The 18,170-nt window shown below is 35.5% G+C and carries 18 protein-coding genes; 13 read left to right on the top strand and 5 right to left on the bottom strand.

Annotation, left to right across the window (positions count from 1 at the left end):
• On the top strand, positions 1-869 hold an 869-nt coding region (locus O970_RS09920), incomplete at its 5' end, for a peptidoglycan-binding domain-containing protein (RefSeq protein ID WP_036562987.1).
• A 413-nt stretch (positions 870-1,282) separates the two neighbouring features.
• A complete protein-coding gene (locus tag O970_RS07355; RefSeq protein ID WP_024496474.1) occupies positions 1,283-1,822 on the top strand; it encodes a hypothetical protein in 540 nt (179 codons plus the stop codon).
• A gap of 1,155 nt (positions 1,823-2,977) precedes the next feature.
• Here O970_RS07355 and O970_RS07350 read toward each other — a convergent pair.
• Complete coding sequence (locus O970_RS07350; protein WP_238610610.1) at positions 2,978-4,399, bottom strand: sulfatase-like hydrolase/transferase; 1,422 nt, start codon at positions 4,397-4,399, stop codon at positions 2,978-2,980.
• A 273-nt stretch (positions 4,400-4,672) separates the two neighbouring features.
• On the opposite strand from O970_RS07350, the gene O970_RS07345 reads away from it, so the two are divergent.
• Together O970_RS07345 and folA are read left to right on the top strand one after the other, a co-directional pair.
• Positions 4,673-5,737, top strand: coding sequence for an MJ1255/VC2487 family glycosyltransferase (locus tag O970_RS07345; protein WP_024496472.1), 1,065 nt, complete (start codon positions 4,673-4,675; stop codon positions 5,735-5,737).
• Positions 5,738-5,798: 61 nt separating this feature from the next.
• Complete coding sequence (gene folA / locus O970_RS07340) at positions 5,799-6,293, top strand: type 3 dihydrofolate reductase (RefSeq protein WP_024496471.1); 495 nt, start codon at positions 5,799-5,801, stop codon at positions 6,291-6,293.
• 306 nt (positions 6,294-6,599) lie between these two features.
• On the opposite strand, the gene mutT is transcribed toward folA, so the two are convergent.
• The 3 genes from mutT to O970_RS07325 form a co-directional block, all read right to left on the bottom strand.
• Positions 6,600-7,010, bottom strand: a complete 411-nt coding sequence (gene mutT, locus O970_RS07335; RefSeq protein ID WP_024496470.1) for an 8-oxo-dGTP diphosphatase MutT — start codon at positions 7,008-7,010, stop codon at positions 6,600-6,602.
• Positions 7,011-7,072: 62 nt separating this feature from the next.
• Positions 7,073-9,778, bottom strand: a complete 2,706-nt coding sequence (secA, locus tag O970_RS07330) for a preprotein translocase subunit SecA (RefSeq protein WP_024496469.1) — start codon at positions 9,776-9,778, stop codon at positions 7,073-7,075.
• Positions 9,779-9,887: 109 nt separating this feature from the next.
• Complete coding sequence (locus O970_RS07325) at positions 9,888-10,250, bottom strand: hypothetical protein (RefSeq protein ID WP_024496468.1); 363 nt, start codon at positions 10,248-10,250, stop codon at positions 9,888-9,890.
• 81 nt (positions 10,251-10,331) lie between these two features.
• On the opposite strand from O970_RS07325, the gene O970_RS07320 reads away from it, so the two are divergent.
• The 7 genes from O970_RS07320 (at position 10,332) to rpmE (ending at position 15,256) form a co-directional block, all read left to right on the top strand.
• Positions 10,332-10,817, top strand: a complete 486-nt coding sequence (locus tag O970_RS07320) for a DUF721 domain-containing protein (RefSeq protein WP_024496467.1) — start codon at positions 10,332-10,334, stop codon at positions 10,815-10,817.
• Between the two features lie 182 nt (positions 10,818-10,999).
• Positions 11,000-11,401 carry a ZapG family protein gene (locus O970_RS07315; protein WP_024496466.1) on the top strand — a complete coding sequence of 134 codons (402 nt, stop codon included), beginning with the start codon at positions 11,000-11,002 and terminating at the stop codon, positions 11,399-11,401.
• A gap of 124 nt (positions 11,402-11,525) precedes the next feature.
• The gene (locus O970_RS07310; RefSeq protein WP_024496465.1) at positions 11,526-12,911 is read left to right on the top strand and encodes a Do family serine endopeptidase; all 1,386 of its coding nucleotides are present in this window, start codon (positions 11,526-11,528) and stop codon (positions 12,909-12,911) included.
• Positions 12,912-13,247: 336 nt separating this feature from the next.
• Positions 13,248-13,574 (top strand): hypothetical protein, encoded by a 327-nt coding sequence (locus O970_RS07305; RefSeq protein ID WP_238610607.1) that lies wholly within the window; start codon positions 13,248-13,250, stop codon positions 13,572-13,574.
• A 9-nt stretch (positions 13,575-13,583) separates the two neighbouring features.
• Positions 13,584-13,754, top strand: a complete 171-nt coding sequence (locus O970_RS09915) for a hypothetical protein (RefSeq protein WP_166667095.1) — start codon at positions 13,584-13,586, stop codon at positions 13,752-13,754.
• A 111-nt stretch (positions 13,755-13,865) separates the two neighbouring features.
• On the top strand, positions 13,866-14,912 hold the full coding sequence (gene degS, locus O970_RS07300) for an outer membrane-stress sensor serine endopeptidase DegS (protein ID WP_036562983.1): 1,047 nt from the start codon (positions 13,866-13,868) through the stop codon (positions 14,910-14,912).
• A 128-nt stretch (positions 14,913-15,040) separates the two neighbouring features.
• A complete protein-coding gene (gene rpmE / locus O970_RS07295) occupies positions 15,041-15,256 on the top strand; it encodes a 50S ribosomal protein L31 (RefSeq protein WP_024496462.1) in 216 nt (71 codons plus the stop codon).
• Between the two features lie 105 nt (positions 15,257-15,361).
• Here the strand turns inward: rpmE and metJ are convergent, their stop codons facing one another.
• Positions 15,362-15,679: a met regulon transcriptional regulator MetJ gene (metJ, locus tag O970_RS07290; RefSeq protein WP_024496461.1), complete on the bottom strand. Its 318-nt coding sequence runs from the start codon at positions 15,677-15,679 to the stop codon at positions 15,362-15,364.
• 180 nt (positions 15,680-15,859) lie between these two features.
• Between metJ and metB the strand changes: the two genes are divergently transcribed.
• Positions 15,860-17,011 (top strand): cystathionine gamma-synthase, encoded by a 1,152-nt coding sequence (metB, locus tag O970_RS07285; RefSeq protein ID WP_024496460.1) that lies wholly within the window; start codon positions 15,860-15,862, stop codon positions 17,009-17,011.
• 21 nt (positions 17,012-17,032) lie between these two features.
• A complete protein-coding gene (gene metF / locus O970_RS07280; RefSeq protein WP_024496459.1) occupies positions 17,033-17,920 on the top strand; it encodes a methylenetetrahydrofolate reductase in 888 nt (295 codons plus the stop codon).
• Positions 17,921-18,170 lie beyond the last annotated feature (250 nt).

Below are 18,170 nucleotides of genomic sequence, written 5' to 3'. Positions count from 1 at the left end.
ATGGCGATTTAAAAGAAGGATTACGCACAAGCTGGACAGCACAGCAAATAGACCATTTACTTATAAACTATGAAAGTGAATGGTATGCCGATGAAGAATTAAGTAAATGGAATGAGATAGATAGCCTGTATGAACAAGAAAAACAGCAAAAAAAAGAAATCATCGAACAAGAGTTAAACAAACTCGGTCTAACCTTACCTTATCAACGTGACTTTGCCTTAAAAAAATTAAACGAAGCCCACGAACATATCAAAACCAACTGGCAACTTGAAAAAGAGAAACGCATAAAACCATCTTTATGGTGGAAAGAAGTGGCAGAAGCACAAACAGCAAACTCTAACCAAACCCCTCTTAATGCTAACACGCCGATACTTTCTAATCTATCAATGGATGGTAGGGCATGGTTTATTCATCCTGTGGGGATAATGGATTATTTTCCTAAAAATAGAATCCTTTTTCAAAAAGGCGATAAGCATGAGATTATTCGAGAAATTAATATACGCCTTGCAGGCTTTGGCGGTAATGTGCCAACAGATGAATTTACCGAAAGAACAGAAAATATGATAAAACAGTTTCAGCGTGACTATATGAATGTTGAGGAAACTGGTTTTGTTGATATAGAAGTAGTAAAAGCCATTGATAATTTTTCTAATGAGTATGATTTACCAAAAAATGAATGGAACAAAAAAACGTCTAGTGATTCCGAACAAATGTTTTGCCCTTGTGGGAAATGTGATGGATTTGGGAAAAATAGACATAACAATATGTATTACAATGAAAAATTAAAAAAAGAAGCAACACATAGATACGAGTATCCTGGTATACACAGGTCGTTATTATTTGCATTAAAAGCGGTAATATTTTATTAAAAAAAGAAAAATCAGTTTATAGTTTTAGAAAAATTGCATCAGGATATAGATGTTATGATAGAAATATCCAGAAAAAGAGACAATCTACAAACCATAAAGGAAAAGCGTTAGACATTCATTTTAATAAAAATGATATTAGAACTAAATCATGTGATGATATGGATATATTGAGAAAAGATATTTTTAATAAATATTTAGGTGCTAAATGGGACTGGAAGGTTGGGCAGAATAATATTTTTAATCTGGAGTCATCCTCAATAGGAGCTACGAGTTGGGTACATTATGATGTAAGGGAATTTGATCACAATTTTTTGAAAGATGAATATTTTTGTAAAGATTCTTAAACATTAAATGGTGTAACTCTAAGTTCATTAGTGTTAAAAAATCGTTAATTAATAAATTAGGGTAATTTTATGAAAAAAAAATATATCAGTTATTTGATGTTTTGCATGCTTCCTTTTGGGGTTTATGCACAAGAATCTACTATTAAAAATAATGCAAATAAAAGTATTTATCGCAATAATAAAAACACCTGTTTTGAAAAAAGCATAGATCACTTACCGCTAAATAGAAAACATAAAAATACGGAATATAAAATAGCGAATCTTGAAAATTGTAAAATTGCAGATTTGGACTTGTGGAGTTGTGAGCCAGATTTTCGTTATATTCCTATACCATCTAAAGATGGTATTGATGCAATTTTAGTACCGCAAGATTGTGGAGATTTTCCATATCGACTTTATTTATTAATCATAAAAGATAATCAAATTCGCTCAAACTTGTATGTTGAAGGTGAATGGTATGAGCCTGGAAATAATGAAGATTTAATTGAAAAAACACAATTTACCCTTTCCAAGAATTTTATCATTACAGTTAAAACCGAATATGATAACAATTTAACCACTAAACATTATTATTTACATCAAGATGGATATATTAAACAACAAAAATAATAACTAAGTAATGATTAAAATCGAAATTAAGTTTTTATAGAAAATAGTTAAGCAATATCGTGCTATAGAGTATAAATAAATATTTATTAAAAATTATTTATAATCATGAGCTTATATAATTGATTTATTTAGTTAAAAATAAAGTTGATTAAATACTGTAATGCACATTATAGATGGGAAGTTAAAAATGTTATTTCTTTAGAGGTTGGTAACTGAGTAAAAAAATCTGAAGATAAAGCTACGGTTCCAATATAGGTACATTTTGATGTAAGAAATTTTGAATTAATGTGTTTGAAAGATGAATATTCTACTCAAAGTATTGAGCAAGTTAATGTATTACCAATGCAAACTAATGATAAGTTACGTTTTGATGACAGCAGATTAGAAAACTCAATAGGGTAACAGTAACGTTAAATGTTGACCCAAAAAACTTTGGGTTAATGATCAACAGTCTTATTTATTCAGCTTTAGTAAAGTCAATTCAAAACGATTTTTTAGTAATGAAGTGTTATATTAAAAGCACACTGCTAATGTTAACAAACATAATATCGATATTAGCGATGAAGTTGAATAGGTAACATTTAATAATATTGTTGCGTCCCCATTATCTACCTTTTTATTCAATGGTAATCAAGCCATTTATATGAAAAATACGTTATTTATTATCGGAGAAGACTATTTTATGGCTTATAGACAACCAACGGATGATGAATTAATTTATAAACAATGACACAACTACATTAATCATGTCGTTATAAATCACGGATTAGATGCAAAATTGATTTATGTTATTTCCTGTATTAGAACAAAATACGATAATAAATATGTGTAACAGTACTCGATTAACGCCTTATCACCGTAAGATGATTTGGCGTTTTATACAATAAACAAAAAATAACGGTGGCTAATTTATGATGAAATTTAGTTTCAGCCCCCATTATTGACAAAGTATTCAAACAGTTACCGTCACACAGTCTAAATCACAATTAAGTACAGATGAACGTTATGGTAATTACTCCCCTCCCCTAAAATAGTACAGTAGACGAGGAACAAATTCTCTATAATAAAAATAAGGGCGGTTTTAATTATCCAAAACAGCGTTTATCCTTCAACACCATGCCTTAGCAACTACTCCGATATTAACTAAAAAATGAATTAGTTATTTACCGAACCACTTATCTCAGCAGCTTTATTTAACTGTGCAATTTTTTCTTTATGCAACTTTATGAACGCCAATTTATCTTGATCACCAGTTAAATAATCGGTTAAAAATTTAGCATTCGACTCTATTTGCGCACCATTTAAAATTATTCGCGGTAAATCTATTTGATAAAGCGTATCACTTTGTTTATGGTTAAGGGCGTTGGTATCCGCATTACTAATCAGATATAAACTTCGTTTTTGTAACGATAATTTTGCAATAGTCTGCGTACCTATTCCCATCATTAAGTGATCAGGGAAAATATAAAAGACAGTATCGTCAAGCAGATGATTACTCTCAAGATAATCAATAAATTGACCTAGATTGTAATCGAGCGAGGCCGCCACAAAGTCCATATTATTTGACTGTGGAGAAATATATTGTTGCATACGCTTATCTTCAAATCCATTAGGCGCATGCGTTGATACGGTGGAAATAAATAAAGCAAATGGTTGTTTAGTCTGCGTTAATTCATTAATTTGCCTTTTGGCGACATCAAAAATATCACGATCATAAAGTCCAAATGGCGCAGACGGATATTGATTTGGATAGGTAGCTTCGGAAATAACAGGTATACCAAATAGTGAAATAATATGTCCCATACCAGCAAAATTAGGACTCCCCATAATATATTTTGTTTGGTAGCCAGCACGCGATAATACATCGCCTAAACTGACTAATTGTAACGCTTTGGTCTCTTTCATCGGCATAGTGGTTAATTCACCAATAAGAAAAGGTATCCCCGTCATATAAGTATACATAGAGGCAGTCGTCCAAGAACTACCTATTCCCATTGGTAGCGATGGAAAATAAGTGTATTGCTGAGATAACCGAATAAGATTAGGCGTAATGCTAGGCATATCCATAAAACCACGTTCAAATGATTCCAAGGAAATAACAATAATATTTTTACCTTTGTTGGCGACTAATTGGGATTTTTTCACATAGTCAACCATACCAAGTTGTGTTAGTGCTTGTTCAAATGGTTGTTGACTGGCAATGGTAATCTGATAAATTTCATGGATTTTGCTTAGTGGTCCCCCACTTTGACTGATCATAATAATTGTACATAGCAGTACTGTCATTCGTAACCAAATCACTATATGCTTCTTGACCCATTTGGACATAAATGCGAGAACAAATACAAATAAAATAAAGCTAAAAATAGCAAGCGCCGCCTGTAATTTAAAAATAAATAAACCAGCAAAAATATCGCGAAAATTAAGATTAACAAAAAATTGGTAATCGATAAAACCACCACTAAAGTAAATAGATATTAATTCGGTGACGATAAATAGCGAGAGTAACACAATAACAATAAGCTGATATTGATGTTTCTTAAATAATGAAGCCAACATCGGCGTCGAAATTACCACTGACAATATTAATAATACCGTTATAGGTATAGATAAAAAAAACATAGTTTTTGATGATAGTACCTAATCGCTAACATACTATTAGTATATACGAAAAAATAACCTAAATAGTTATTTTTTCGTTACTTTACTTAACGTTAAATTAACCGATACTAAGTAAATAATGCAAAGTAAAAAATAAACGTAAAGTACTCACATAATAATCGATCTGATATTTTTTTAATCATTGGGTCTGCTATCATAATTAAAGGAATATAAAAAATAGGATATGCAATGCGGATACTTTTCGGTATACAGGGAACCGGTAATGGACATATTAGCCGTAGTCGTACTTTAGTACTTGCTTTAAAACAATGTGGTGCAGAAGTTGACTGTATTTTTAGTGGACGCCATGCAGAAGCGTATTTTGATATGGAGGCATTTGGTGAATATCGTATTTTTCCTGGCGTTAGCTTTGCCACCCAAAATGGCAGAGTCAATTTACCAAGAACGGTACAAAATATTCAAGCTTTGCGCCTAATTAAAGATGTAAAAGAGCTCGATCTCTCCGAATATGATTGCATTATTAGTGACTTTGAACCGATCAGTGCTTGGGCGGCTAAACATCAGTTACTTGATTGTATTGGTATTAGTAATCAAGCAGTTTGTCACTATATCCACCCTAAAGAATACGGTTTAATCGCCCGAACAATTATGAAATATTACGCACCAGTGACTCAATCGGTAGGATTACATTGGTTTCATTTTGGAGCACCTATCATACCACCGATTATTGATGCATTAAATAAAACCGATGAAGATGGCTCTATCGTCGTTTATTTACCCTTTGAATCAATAGATCATATTAAGTTACTGTTAGCACCTTTTAAGGATTATCAATTTAAGTGCTTTCATCCCGATATTACTCAATCAAGTTATAGTGATAATATTAATTGGCAATCCTTAAGCCGTACGGTTTTTACTCAATCGTTATCTACGGCATCTGGTATTATCACTAATACTGGGTTTGCTTTGATCTCTGAAGCACTAGTCTTAGGCAAAAAAATCTTAACCAAGCCCGTTAAAGGGCAGTTTGAACAACTTTATAATGCCTCTTGCCTCAGCAAACTTGGACTTGCTACCATCATGCCAACGCTGGATATTAATACCGTGCGTCAATGGTTAACTCAACCTTTACCCACACCGATCATTTATCCTGATGTGGCTAAAACGTTAGCCGAATGGATTATGAATGGACAAAAAGACGATCTATCCACTTTGAGCCATCGTTTATGGCAACAAGTGAAGTATCCTTATCATGTGAAACAAAAAATTAGAACTTTAGGTTATACTCTTTAGTCAAGAAATTATACACTCTTAGCTATTACTTAATTAATTTTGTTTACTGTAGGATATCAATATGATAATAAGTCTAATTGCGGCGATGAGTAATCAGCGTGTTATTGGCTATCAAAATCAAATGCCTTGGCACTTGCCCGCAGATTTAGCTTGGTTTAAGCAGAATACGCTTCATAAACCAATCATTATGGGGCGCAAAACGTTTGAATCGATTGGGCGTCCTTTACCTCACCGTCATAATATTATTATTACACGTCAATCAATATCAGATTTTGCTACATCGGCAAATCTAACTTGGGTCAATTCACTAGAAGCGGCGATAAAGGCCGCCGGTAATGAACCTGAAATAATGATCATTGGGGGCGGGAATATTTATCAACAAGCATTACCATTAGCCAATCGCTTATATTTAACTCATATTGCAATTAACGTTGACGGCGATACTTATTTCCCAAATTATGATAATGATCAGTGGCAACTTAGTTTTACTGAGCAACATATGGCCAATGATCAAAATCCATATAATTATCGATTTGAAATTTTAAATCGTAGTTAAATGGATGTTTTACCGATAGCTGCCCAGCTTATCGTAAAAACCGTATAACAATGTCAATGCTTGAATATCGAATTTAAATTGAAGTAACGAACAACCAATATTAAATCAGAAATCATTGCTGGTACAACAACGTTTTTTCTATGGTTTATTCAGTGATAATCATACCAATGGTATTATGTCACCATGTGAGCCACTAAGTATTTTTTATACACTAGATTCGGTTTAATTTGTTGACGGATAGAGAATAACAGAAATTTTTCGTCATAAGATACGCTTATCTTATGACGAAAATAATTAAGCATCTGCCTATAGTGCTTTATCTAGATTTTTTAACATCTCGATTAAATGACGATTAGCATCAGGAAACTCATCCGCATTTAAGTCTTCAATATCGATCCATCGACTATTTTGCCCCTCTTTTGCGAAAGGTTCACCATCCCAGCTCTCAACTAAATAAGCATGGATAGTGATATCTCTATCACCATAACTATAGTTAATGGTTTCTAGAAAACGAGCCTCAATAACATGAATATCAATTTCTTCTGCTAATTCACGATGTAAGGTTTGTTCAATCGTTTCATTTGGCTCCACTTTACCCCCAGGAAATTCCCAGAATCCAGCGAGATGAGAATGTTCGCCTCGCTGAGTGATAAAAATCTGGCTATCTTGTGAGCAAATGATACCAACGGCAATTTCAACATGGTTTTTTGTTTTCATTGCTAATTTCCATTTCTCCTCATAGTAAAATATCTCTAATTATCATCTTATACTAACGTAAATTATTGAACACTACCATGACAGTGTTTATATTTTTTGCCCGAACCACAAGGACAAATTTCATTACGACCAACTTTAATGCCTTGGCGTACGATTGGCTGTGCGGGTAACTCCGAGGCGGTTGCTTCATCATGGCTTAATTGTTGTTTTTGGGCTAAGCGAGCTATCTCCTCTTGACGACGACGCTCCGCCTCGTCAATTTCTTGTTGTGAACGAATCTGCACACGGCTTAAGACACCAATAACTTCATATTTTAAGGTATCTAACATTTGTGCAAATAAAGCAAATGACTCCCGTTTAAATTCCTGTTTTGGATCTTTTTGCGCATAACCACGTAAATGAATGCCCTGACGCAAGTGATCAACACTAGCAAGATGCTCTTTCCATAACGTATCTAAGGTTTGTAACATGACACTTTTTTCAAAATCTCTGAAAGCATCTTCGCCAACAATTTGCTCTTTTTCACGATAACGTGTTAAAGCAATTTGATTGATACGCTCACGCAGCGTTTCTTCATGTAAATTAGGATCTTTATCTAACCATTCAGCTATCGGTAATACCAGATCAAAGTCATGTTTAAGGGCTTGTTCTAGACCTGAAACATCCCACATTTCTTCCATTGATTGTGGAGGAATATATTGACTAATCACCGAATAAAACACATCTTGGCGAATTGAATCGATGGTTTCTTTAACATTAGGTTGATCTAAAATATCATTACGCTGACTATAAATTGCACGGCGTTGATCATTAGCTACATCATCATATTCAAGTAGCTGTTTACGGATATCAAAGTTACGATTCTCAACTTTACGTTGCGCATTAGAAATCGCTTTTGTTACCCAAGGATGTTCAATCGCCTCACCGTCTTTCATACCAAATTTACGCATCATTGCCGATACTCGATCAGACGCAAAAATACGCATTAATGGATCGTCTAACGATAAATAAAAACGCGATGACCCCACATCACCTTGACGTCCAGCACGCCCACGTAATTGGTTATCAATACGGCGTGATTCGTGTCTTTCGGTACCGATAATATGTAGACCACCTAAACTTAAGACCTCTTCATGCAGTTGCTGCCAGTTCTGTTTAATTGCTGCAATCTGTTCTTCGGTTGGCTGCTCAAGTTTGGCCACTTCAGCCTGCCAATTACCACCTAACATAATATCGGTACCACGTCCTGCCATGTTGGTCGCAATAGTAACCGCGCCCTTACGACCGGCATCACCAATAATTTCAGCTTCTTTTGCATGAAATTTAGCATTTAATACATTGTGTTTAATGCCCGCTTTATCTAAAGCTTGTGACACCATTTCTGATTTTTCGATAGAGGCCGTACCGACTAGTACCGGTTGCCCACGTGATAAACACTCTTTGATATCAGCAATAATAGCCTGAACTTTTTCGCGCTCAGTCATAAAAACCAAATCAGGTAAATCACGACGTACCATCGGGCGATTGGTTGGAATTACAATCGTATCTAAATGATAAATTTGATTAAATTCAAAAGCTTCTGTGTCAGCAGTCCCCGTCATACCTGCCAATTTCTCATATAGACGGAAATAATTTTGGAAAGTAATGGAGGCCAAAGTCTGATTTTCATTTTGAATAGCTACATTCTCTTTTGCTTCTACTGCTTGATGTAAACCATCAGACCAGCGGCGACCATCCATAGTACGACCCGTATGTTCATCAACAATGATCACTTGACCATCTTTAACAATATAATCCACATTACGATGGAATAAATGATGAGCACGTAATGCGGCATTAACATGGTGCATTAACATAATGTTTGAAGGTGCATATAAAGATTCTTCCTCTTTCATAATGCCCACTTTAACCATTAATTGCTCAATTTTAATTAAACCACGTTCCGTTAAGTTAACTTGTTTTGATTTTTCATCAATCGAGAAATCGCCCTCGCCTTGGTAATCCTCAGAATCTTCTTTTTCTTGAGCAATCAAATGCGGCACAATTTTATTAATACGCATATACATTTCTGAGCTATCTTCTGCTGGCCCAGAAATAATCAATGGCGTTCTTGCTTCATCAATTAAAATGGAATCGACTTCATCCACTAAGGCATAATTAAGCGGCCGCTGCACCCGCATATCTTTAGAAAACACCATATTATCGCGTAAATAGTCAAAACCGTATTCGTTATTCGTTCCATAAGTGATATCGGCGTTATACGCTGCGCGTTTTAACTCTGGTGACAAATTTGGTAAATTGATCCCAACAGATAAACCCAAAAACTCAAACAAAGGACGATTATTTTCTGCATCACGTTGTGCCAAATAATCATTGACGGTCACCACATGTACGCCACGACCTGTTAGTGCATTAAGATAGGCCGGTAAGGTGGCGGTTAATGTTTTCCCTTCACCCGTTCTCATCTCAGCAATACAGCGTTCATTAAGTACCATACCACCGATAAGTTGCACATCAAAATGACGCATACCAAATACACGTTTACTTGCTTCACGCACCACTGCAAACGCTTCTTCTAAGATATAATCGGTCGTGCAACCGTCGGCTAACATTGTTTTAAATTCTATGGTTTTTGCTTTTAACTCTTCATCCGACAAAGCTTCCATTGCTGGCTCTAAGCGATTAATCCTTTCAACTCGTTTACGCATATTACGTAATACACGCTCATTGCGACTACCAAATACTTTCGTTAATAAATTTAATAACATAATGACTGAATCTCTTATAGTCATGCCAATAGCATGATGATTAATTTTTTATAGATTATAAATAACCTTAAATCTTAGGGAATAAGATTTTTTTAATTAAAAATAAATATTATCTGAAGGTGTATTTGGGACCAGCTCGAATAGCATTGGCAAAAGCATAGCCTTTAAGCGGTAATAAATGACGAAAAAAGATAGATGAAGCGACATGAGTAATTACATCAATGCACTGCTTTCGGTGTGAAGAAAATAACCAATGCCCTCTTGCTACTTTTTCAATAGCATGTAACCCATCTTGCAAACGTGCTTTAGCCATTACCGCTATTGTAATAATCGTCACGGTCGCATTGACGGGCGCTGAAGATATTGCTACGGTGTTGGTAGTCAAACCGAAGCCAGCAGCTATCACACTTAAAAATAAGTGTGATAAAAAATAGCGTTTAGACACGTGTTGCCAATAATTAATGATTATCATATCTATTATATGTTATCTTATTTTATCCATTTTGGACAGGTGTTATTTTATTGTTAATGTCACAATCAAACGAGTTAAGTTATGCGAAAAAGTGCCCCTCAATCTCTTGATTACTTATTTGATGAGACGAGCTCATTACGTAAGGTTCAGCAACGCGCATTAGCTTTAGCAAAATTGAATCAAACAGTAAAATCATTACTACCGATACCGTTACAATCGCAATGCCGAATCGCTAACTACCGACACCATCGATTAATTGTCGAGGTAAGCAGTGCCAGTTGGTTAACTCGATTACGCTATGAACAACAAAAATTATTATCAACATTACGTACAACGGTTTTGCCCGCACTAAGTGCCATTGATTTTGTTATTAATCCAACCTTAAATATAGATCGCTATATTTTACATAGTGGTGATCCACAAAATAGCTCAAAGCATAAAGCAGAACGGCAATTAAGTCACACCAGTGCTGAAATGCTACTGACTTTAGCAGAAAATAGCCCAGAAAAGTTAAAGCAAACGCTGCTTAAGCTAGCGCAACATGCTAATCGAAGTGATAAAAAATAGCATTCTAATTATTATATTGATTTTTCGAAAGTTTATGACTATTTTAGCATGCCTATTGAGTAAAAAACTGTTGTAATATTGACCATGGTAATAGGTAAAGATAAAACCAGTACATTTAATTGGTTTTATGATGCCAATTATTCGCTTATCTATACAGTCGTTATTCAAGAAGGAGTAAACCAATGGGTCACCAAGCAACTTTTCATCTTATTACTGGCATAACAATTGGTGTCATATTGGGTTTTATTATTTTTAATTTCTTTAGCCCTAAAGCACGTCGTTATCATGCTATAAAAAAAGAGTTGGATTTAACCAAACAAGCATTGCAATCACAAAAACAGATAGTGGTTAAGCATTTTGCTTATAGTGCTGAGTTATTGGATAATTTAGCTAAAGATTTTCGTCATTTATATCAGCATGTTGCTGAAAACTCTAATACTATCTTATCCAAGTTTGACTTAGACAGCCCAACTTTTACTAGTACAGATGAGGCGAAAAAAACCTTTCTAAAACATTCTTCAGAAGAATTACAAAAACAGCCTAAAGATTATACTATTAATAACGACGATGAATTTAAAAATTGATGTTAGTGATAATCCTTCACTTGTTTTTTTGATTTTTATCGCCATTATTATTCTTAAGCAATCAGGTATATCTGATTTTATTACTCAACCATTTATTTAATTTTTAATAATGAGAGTGACTATAATGAATAAATCTTCATATAAACAAAAAAAACTGTTCCGTGCTGTCGCCTTATGTTTAGGCTTATCATTATCTACGCTACCAATGGCTTATGCCAGTATCCCTGCTTTTTTAAAATTGCCAAATGGAGAAACGCAAGCAGTGCCTAGTTTGGCACCAATGTTAGAAAAAGTATTACCTTCGGTGGTAAGTATTCAAACTGAAGGAAAAACACAAATCCAATCCAATATTCCTGAAGAATTTCGCCAGTTTTTCGGATTCCCTCAAGGTGGGCAGGAAAGAACCTTTACAGGACAAGGTTCTGGCGTAATTATCGATGCGGAACACGGCTATGTTGTTACCAATAACCATGTTATCGATAATGCAGATACGATTAAAATTAGTTTAAATGATGGACGCGAATTTGACGCTAAATTAATTGGACGTGATCCATTATCTGATATTGCTTTATTGAAAATGAATAATGGCAAAAAATTAACCGCGATCAAAATAGCCGATTCTGATAATCTAAAAGTAGGGGATTTTGCCGTTGCTATCGGCAATCCATTTGGTATTGGTCAAACGGTCACTTCTGGTATTATTTCCGCTCTTGCTCGTACTGGCTTAAATGTAAATGGGGTAGAAAACTTTATTCAAACCGATGCGTCTATTAACCGTGGTAATTCAGGTGGGGCTTTAGTTAATCTCAATGGTGAACTAATTGGGATCAATACCGCTATTATTGCGCCAAGTGGTGGTAATGTTGGTATTGGTTTTGCTATTCCAAGTAATATGGTCCGTAATCTGACGACGCAATTAATTGAGTTTGGTGAAGTTAAACGTGGTGTACTTGGTATTAAAGGTAATGAATTAACTTCAGATATCGCTAAAGCATTTGATCTTGATGTGCAAAAAGGCGCTTTTGTCAGCGAAGTCATTGAGAAATCTGCTGCTGATGATGCTGGAATTAAAGCAGGCGATGTGATTATATCTCTCAACGATCGTCCAATTGAAAGTTTTGCCGAGTTACGCGCCAATATTGCCACCATGGGCGCAGGGCATGCGGTCAAATTGGGGATCATACGCGAAGGTAAATTGATTACTTTGTCGGCTAAGTTAAAGAATAGTGATGAATCAACGACCGAAGCAAAATCATTACACCCAGCGTTAGAAGGTGCTTCATTAAGTAATGGTGAAGTATCTGGTAAAAAAGGGGTTATGATTGAAAGTGTTGCCAAAAACTCACCCGCAGCGCGTCTAAATCTACGCGAAGGCGACCTAATTACTGGCGTAAACCGTCATCCAATTAATAATATTGCTGATCTACGTAAAGTTATTGATAGCAAACCTTCAGCGATTGCATTAAATATTGTTCGTGGCAATGCGCAAGTTTATCTAATCTTACGTTAAGATGACATTATTATCTTGATAAAAGATTTAATAAAGCGCGTTTCACCACAACGCGCTTTTATTTTTCATATTGTAGTCTGTCCACACTTTTTAGTACGTAAATAGTGTGGACAGACTAAAAACGTTGAGCATTTTTCGTCAGATAAAATCAAAACTATCATGAACTTAGTAACGTTATCCAGATCGGAAGTGATGACGCTTTATTCAAGGATCATATCAGATCAGCGTATGATATTTGTAAAAGTGCTGCTAGCATACTATCATGCCCTTATGTTGACAAAATGCGTATTTTCACGATCTCAATCAATCAGGTTTATATGAAAATTCGTTAATATGGTGTTTGATAAACAAACCAAATATCGTGCTAGGTATAAAGATGTTCCCTTACAAATATTAGATGGGATGCGTGATTCAGCGCGAAATATAGTAAATTTCTTATGGCAAGATCCAGCAGCGCCAATAATATTAGACAATATCTATCAAGAAATAATCAGTGATAAACCCATTGAGCGCGCGCTAAACCCAATACACCTTCCTAACGTGCCGCCTCCAGATACGACTGCTGGTGTCTTAACAAACGGAATAAATCAATTTATCATAGGATTTCTACCTATGGTAAGGGCAACAAAATTTATTAAACCGCTTCAAAAAATAGGTTGGTAGGGAAAAGCTATGATAGCCTGCTATGTAACGGATTTTTCGGTATTTGATCCGCATGAAGGACGTCTATCAAACTTGGTACAACAATTTCCCTCACTCCGCAATCCCATCACTGAGTACGTACAAGCTACATCAGAAGACAATATAGCAGAAAGGCAGCGACAGCGTAGTTTGAGCGGATGACTACTCAGATGTTTAGCTGAGCCGTTAACTCGTTCATTATGTTAAATTTTTAAATTACATTGACTTATATGCTATTATCTATATCTACTTAGTTTAATTCTGTTCCTGATTATGATAAAAAATATTCTTTGGCCAACCTTGATCGGTAGTGTGTTAGCAGTGGTATTGCTGATTTTATTTCCATCATTACACAATGCTGAAAAATCATTTATTCCTGAACATCTCTTTTTCAACAATCCGTTGAGTTATCAAGAAGCAGTAAGGAAAGCCGCACCCGCTGTGGTCAATGTTTATAGCCGTACTATTAGTCAAGGACAAAATACCCCATCGGCTATTACCCCATTAGGATCGGGTGTTATCATGAGTAAAGAAGGCTATATTCTGACTAACTACCATGTTATAAAAGATGCGCAACAAATTATTGTGGCTATGCAAACGGGACAAATATATGAAGCGATTTTAGTTGGTTTAGACAAGCTAGTTGATTTAGCGGTATTAAAAGTGGACGATAAAGATTTACCCACTATTCCGATAAATTTAGCCCGACAACCGCAAATAGGCGATGTGGTGTTAGCAATTGGTAATCCATATAATATAGGACAAACAATTACCCAAGGTATTATCAGCGCAACGGGACGTGATGGATTAAGCCCCTATCGGCGTCAGAATTTTATTCAAACCGATGCGTCCATTAATCATGGTAATTCTGGGGGCGCCTTAGTTAATACATTAGGCGAATTAGTAGGAATTAATACGCTTTCTATTACTAAAAATAATAATATTGATATACCTGAAGGACTGAGTTTTGCTATCCCAACGTCCCTTGCGACCAAAATTATGCAAAAATTAATTCAAGATGGACAAATCATCCGCGGTTATGCCGGCATAGATGGATTGGAATTCGCACCAGTACAAAATTCACAACAGTTACCACGTGTGTTGGGTATTTTAGTCACCAATGTTGATGGTCCCGCCAAACAAGCAGGTGTGTTACCAAATGATATTTTGGTCTCTGTCGACCATAAGCCAGTTAAATCGATCATCGAGACCATGGATCACATTGCGGAAATGAAGCCAAATACGACGATACCAATTTCAATCATACGTCAAGGTAAACAGCTGGAATTACAATTAACAATAGCGAAATTCCCTATCTAATCTTGACGAATTAAGCACATATTGTATAATATGCCACCTTATTCTACATGTATTTTAATTACATACGTATGGTGTATGGCATAGTAGTTGTGTTCATATAGCGATACGAGTTAAACAACGAGGTTTCTATGAAACAAGGTATTCATCCAGAATATAAAGAAATTACGGCAACTTGTTCTTGCGGTAATACCATTAAAACCCAATCAACCATCGGTCATGATATCCATCTTGATGTGTGTGGTGAATGTCACCCATTCTACACCGGTAAACAACGTGATGTTGCAACTGGCGGACGCGTTGATAAATTTAAACAACGTTTTGGTATGGTTGGCGGTAAAAAATAATTTATCGATATTAATGCCCAATAAAAAAAGCGCTACTTGGCGCTTTTTTTATTGGTGCTTCTCTCACTCGGCATGTATAAGATTCACTTTCGTTTTTTTGATACCTTAATACTCAACAGTAGATGGATCAATACCTAATTCTCTCATCATCATTTTGGCCTGTTCAGGAATCTCATCATTGCGATCTTTCAATAAATCCGCATCACTAGGTAAAGGTTGACCGGTAAAAGCATGTAAAAAAGCCTCACACAATAATTCACTATTGGTCGCATGCCGTAAATTATTGACCTGACGTCGAGTTCGTTCATCTGTTAATATTTTTAGCACTTTTAAAGGAATGGATACTGTAATCTTTTTTACTTGCTCACTCTTTTTACCATGTTCGGCATAGGGGCTAATATATTCCCCGTTCCATTCAGCCATAATAATCCACCTATTTGTTACGCTTTACTATCAACTTCCAATTAAATCACCATTCTAACCAGATTTATACTAATCCGCAATCAACACATCACACACATTAGACATCTAGAAGTGTTGACGTCTAAAAAACCAATGCTATACTGGTAAAAATCAATCAGAAATAGAAGGAAGAACGAACAAATGGTTCAAAAACAAAACACAATTGCGGTGAGAGGCGGTCTAAATATCGATAAACAATTTGGTAGCGTTATTCCACCTATTATTCCATCAACGAGTTATAGTTGGTATGAGGTAAATAAACCAAGAGAATTTGATTATGGGCGGCGTAGCAATCCAAGCCGGCATTTTGTTGAACAGACGATTGCAGAACTTGAAGGTGGCGCAGATGCGATTCTCACTAATACTGGTATGTCGGCAATTCACTTACTGTGTGTTTCGCTACTAACGCCAAATGATACAATTATCGCACCTCATGATTGTTATGGTGGCAGTTACCGATTATTTTCAAGTTTAAGCCAACGTGGTTTATTTAAGGTACTATTTGTTGATCAGTCTGATACACAGGCCCTAAAACAGGCGCTGTCCCAAAAACCTAAATTAGTTTTAATTGAATCGCCAAGTAATCCACTGTTACGCGTGGTCAATATCCAAAGTATTGCTAGCCAAGCGCATCAAGCTGGTGCTTTAGTTGCGGTTGATAATACGTTTATGAGTCCTATATTACAGCAACCGATAACACTTGGTGCAGATATTGTTATTCATTCATGTACTAAGTATTTAAATGGTCACTCAGATCTATTGGCCGGTATTTTAATTTTTAAACAGCAACAGTTAGCCGATGAAATTGCTTGGTGGGCAAACAATATTGGTACAGCCAATTCGGCATTCGATAGTTATTTACTACTACGTGGTTTAAAAACATTAGGCGCACGTATCCAATTACAGCAGAAAAATGCATTAAATATTGTTGCATTTCTACTTAATCATCCTAAAGTTTCTCGAGTCTATCACCCTTCCCTAGCAACCAACCAAGGGCATGAGATAGCTTGTAAACAACAGACTGGATTTGGAGCAATGCTAAGTTTTGAACTCAATACAGACGAAAAAAATATACCTAAATTTATTCAATCATTAAAGCTATTTACGCTTGCACAATCACTTGGTGGCGTTGAAAGTTTAATTTGCCATCCTGCTAGTATGACCCATTCTGGCATGTCCAAAGCAGCCCGAGAAGTGGCAGGCGTTTCCGATACGTTATTACGTTTATCAGTGGGATTAGAAGAGAATACCGATCAAATTAGTGATTTAAGCAATGCCTTGTCTACTATTTAATTTAAAACGAAGGCGGTAACAATGAAAACGTACACCCATGCTCAACACCATAATTTATTAAACCAATATGTGATTGACATAGCTGAAAATATTGATGTGTCTTTTGAATTTTTTCCTCCTAAAACAGCTGAAATGGAAACAACATTATGGCAATCGGTTTCCCGCTTAGCGACACTTAAACCGAAATTTGTTTCCGTTACTTATGGGGCAAACTCCGGCACTAGAGATCGTACGCATGACATCATTAAAGCCATCAAAAAGAGAACAGGTTTAATTGCAGCGCCACATCTGACATGCATTGATGCTTCTAAAGATCAACTTCTTGAAATAGCCAAAGATTACTGGGAAAATGGTATTCGTCATATTGTTGCTTTACGTGGCGATATTCCAGCAGGTTGTCCTGACCCACACATTTATGCAGCCGATCTGGTTGCCTTATTAAAAAGTGTGGCTGATTTTGATATTAGTGTCGCTGCCTATCCAGAAGTTCATCCACAAGCGCTATCACCGCAAAAAGATTTAGATAATTTAAAACGTAAAGTGGATGCGGGCGCAAATCGTGCAATTACTCAATTCTTTTTTGATATTGAAAAATTCCTGCGTTTTCGTGATCAATGTAGTAAACATAATATTAATATAGAGATTATTCCTGGTATTTTACCGGTTTCAAACCTACAACAACTTAAACGATTTGCCAATATGACTAATGTTTATATTCCGCCTTGGTTGATCAAAATGTTTACTGGCTTAGATGATGATGTCGAGACACGTAAAGCAATTGGCGCATCGGTTGCGATTGATATGGTTAAAGTGTTGTCTGGTGAGGGAATAAGAAACTTTCATTTCTATACGTTAAATCGTGCCGACATGAGCTATACTTTATGCCATACATTAGGTGTCAGACCTTAATTATATACGAAAATCAATGGGTTATAAGTATAATCTTTTTGATTTTTATCCTTTTTCATTCTATACCATAAAAATGGGCTTTTTTAATCAAACTAGTTGATGAAAAACGGGATAGTTGAGAAGTGTTATTTTTGGATCTTATAAATTAAAGGTTATTTTAGTGGAGAGTCAACGCGTAAAAAATAGGGTTGATATCGGCTATGTATCAATGCATAAAGAAGCAATGAATATGAAAATCCCAAAATGATAT

This window comes from Candidatus Schmidhempelia bombi str. Bimp, from assembly GCF_000471645.3.
Classification (GTDB): domain Bacteria; phylum Pseudomonadota; class Gammaproteobacteria; order Enterobacterales; family Orbaceae; genus Utexia; species Utexia bombi.
This window is presented reverse-complemented; position numbering and strand designations above follow the sequence as displayed.

Excerpts from the sequence above, each read along its gene's own strand:
- rpmE (WP_024496462.1), top strand. The coding sequence starts at position 15,041 with ATGAAACAAGGTATTCATCCAGAATATAAAGAAATTACGGCAACTTGT.
- O970_RS07310 (WP_024496465.1), top strand. The coding sequence starts at position 11,526 with ATGAATAAATCTTCATATAAACAAAAAAAACTGTTCCGTGCTGTCGCC.
- metB (WP_024496460.1), top strand. The coding sequence starts at position 15,860 with ATGGTTCAAAAACAAAACACAATTGCGGTGAGAGGCGGTCTAAATATC.
- folA (WP_024496471.1), top strand. The coding sequence starts at position 5,799 with ATGATAATAAGTCTAATTGCGGCGATGAGTAATCAGCGTGTTATTGGC.
- degS (WP_036562983.1), top strand. The coding sequence starts at position 13,866 with ATGATAAAAAATATTCTTTGGCCAACCTTGATCGGTAGTGTGTTAGCA.
- O970_RS09915 (WP_166667095.1), top strand. The coding sequence starts at position 13,584 with ATGATAGCCTGCTATGTAACGGATTTTTCGGTATTTGATCCGCATGAA.
- metJ (WP_024496461.1), bottom strand. The coding sequence starts at position 15,679 with ATGGCTGAATGGAACGGGGAATATATTAGCCCCTATGCCGAACATGGT.
- O970_RS07320 (WP_024496467.1), top strand. The coding sequence starts at position 10,332 with ATGCGAAAAAGTGCCCCTCAATCTCTTGATTACTTATTTGATGAGACG.
- O970_RS07345 (WP_024496472.1), top strand. The coding sequence starts at position 4,673 with ATGCGGATACTTTTCGGTATACAGGGAACCGGTAATGGACATATTAGC.
- O970_RS07315 (WP_024496466.1), top strand. The coding sequence starts at position 11,000 with ATGGGTCACCAAGCAACTTTTCATCTTATTACTGGCATAACAATTGGT.
- O970_RS07355 (WP_024496474.1), top strand. The coding sequence starts at position 1,283 with ATGAAAAAAAAATATATCAGTTATTTGATGTTTTGCATGCTTCCTTTT.
- metF (WP_024496459.1), top strand. The coding sequence starts at position 17,033 with ATGAAAACGTACACCCATGCTCAACACCATAATTTATTAAACCAATAT.
- O970_RS07325 (WP_024496468.1), bottom strand. The coding sequence starts at position 10,250 with ATGATAATCATTAATTATTGGCAACACGTGTCTAAACGCTATTTTTTA.
- mutT (WP_024496470.1), bottom strand. The coding sequence starts at position 7,010 with ATGAAAACAAAAAACCATGTTGAAATTGCCGTTGGTATCATTTGCTCA.
- secA (WP_024496469.1), bottom strand. The coding sequence starts at position 9,778 with ATGTTATTAAATTTATTAACGAAAGTATTTGGTAGTCGCAATGAGCGT.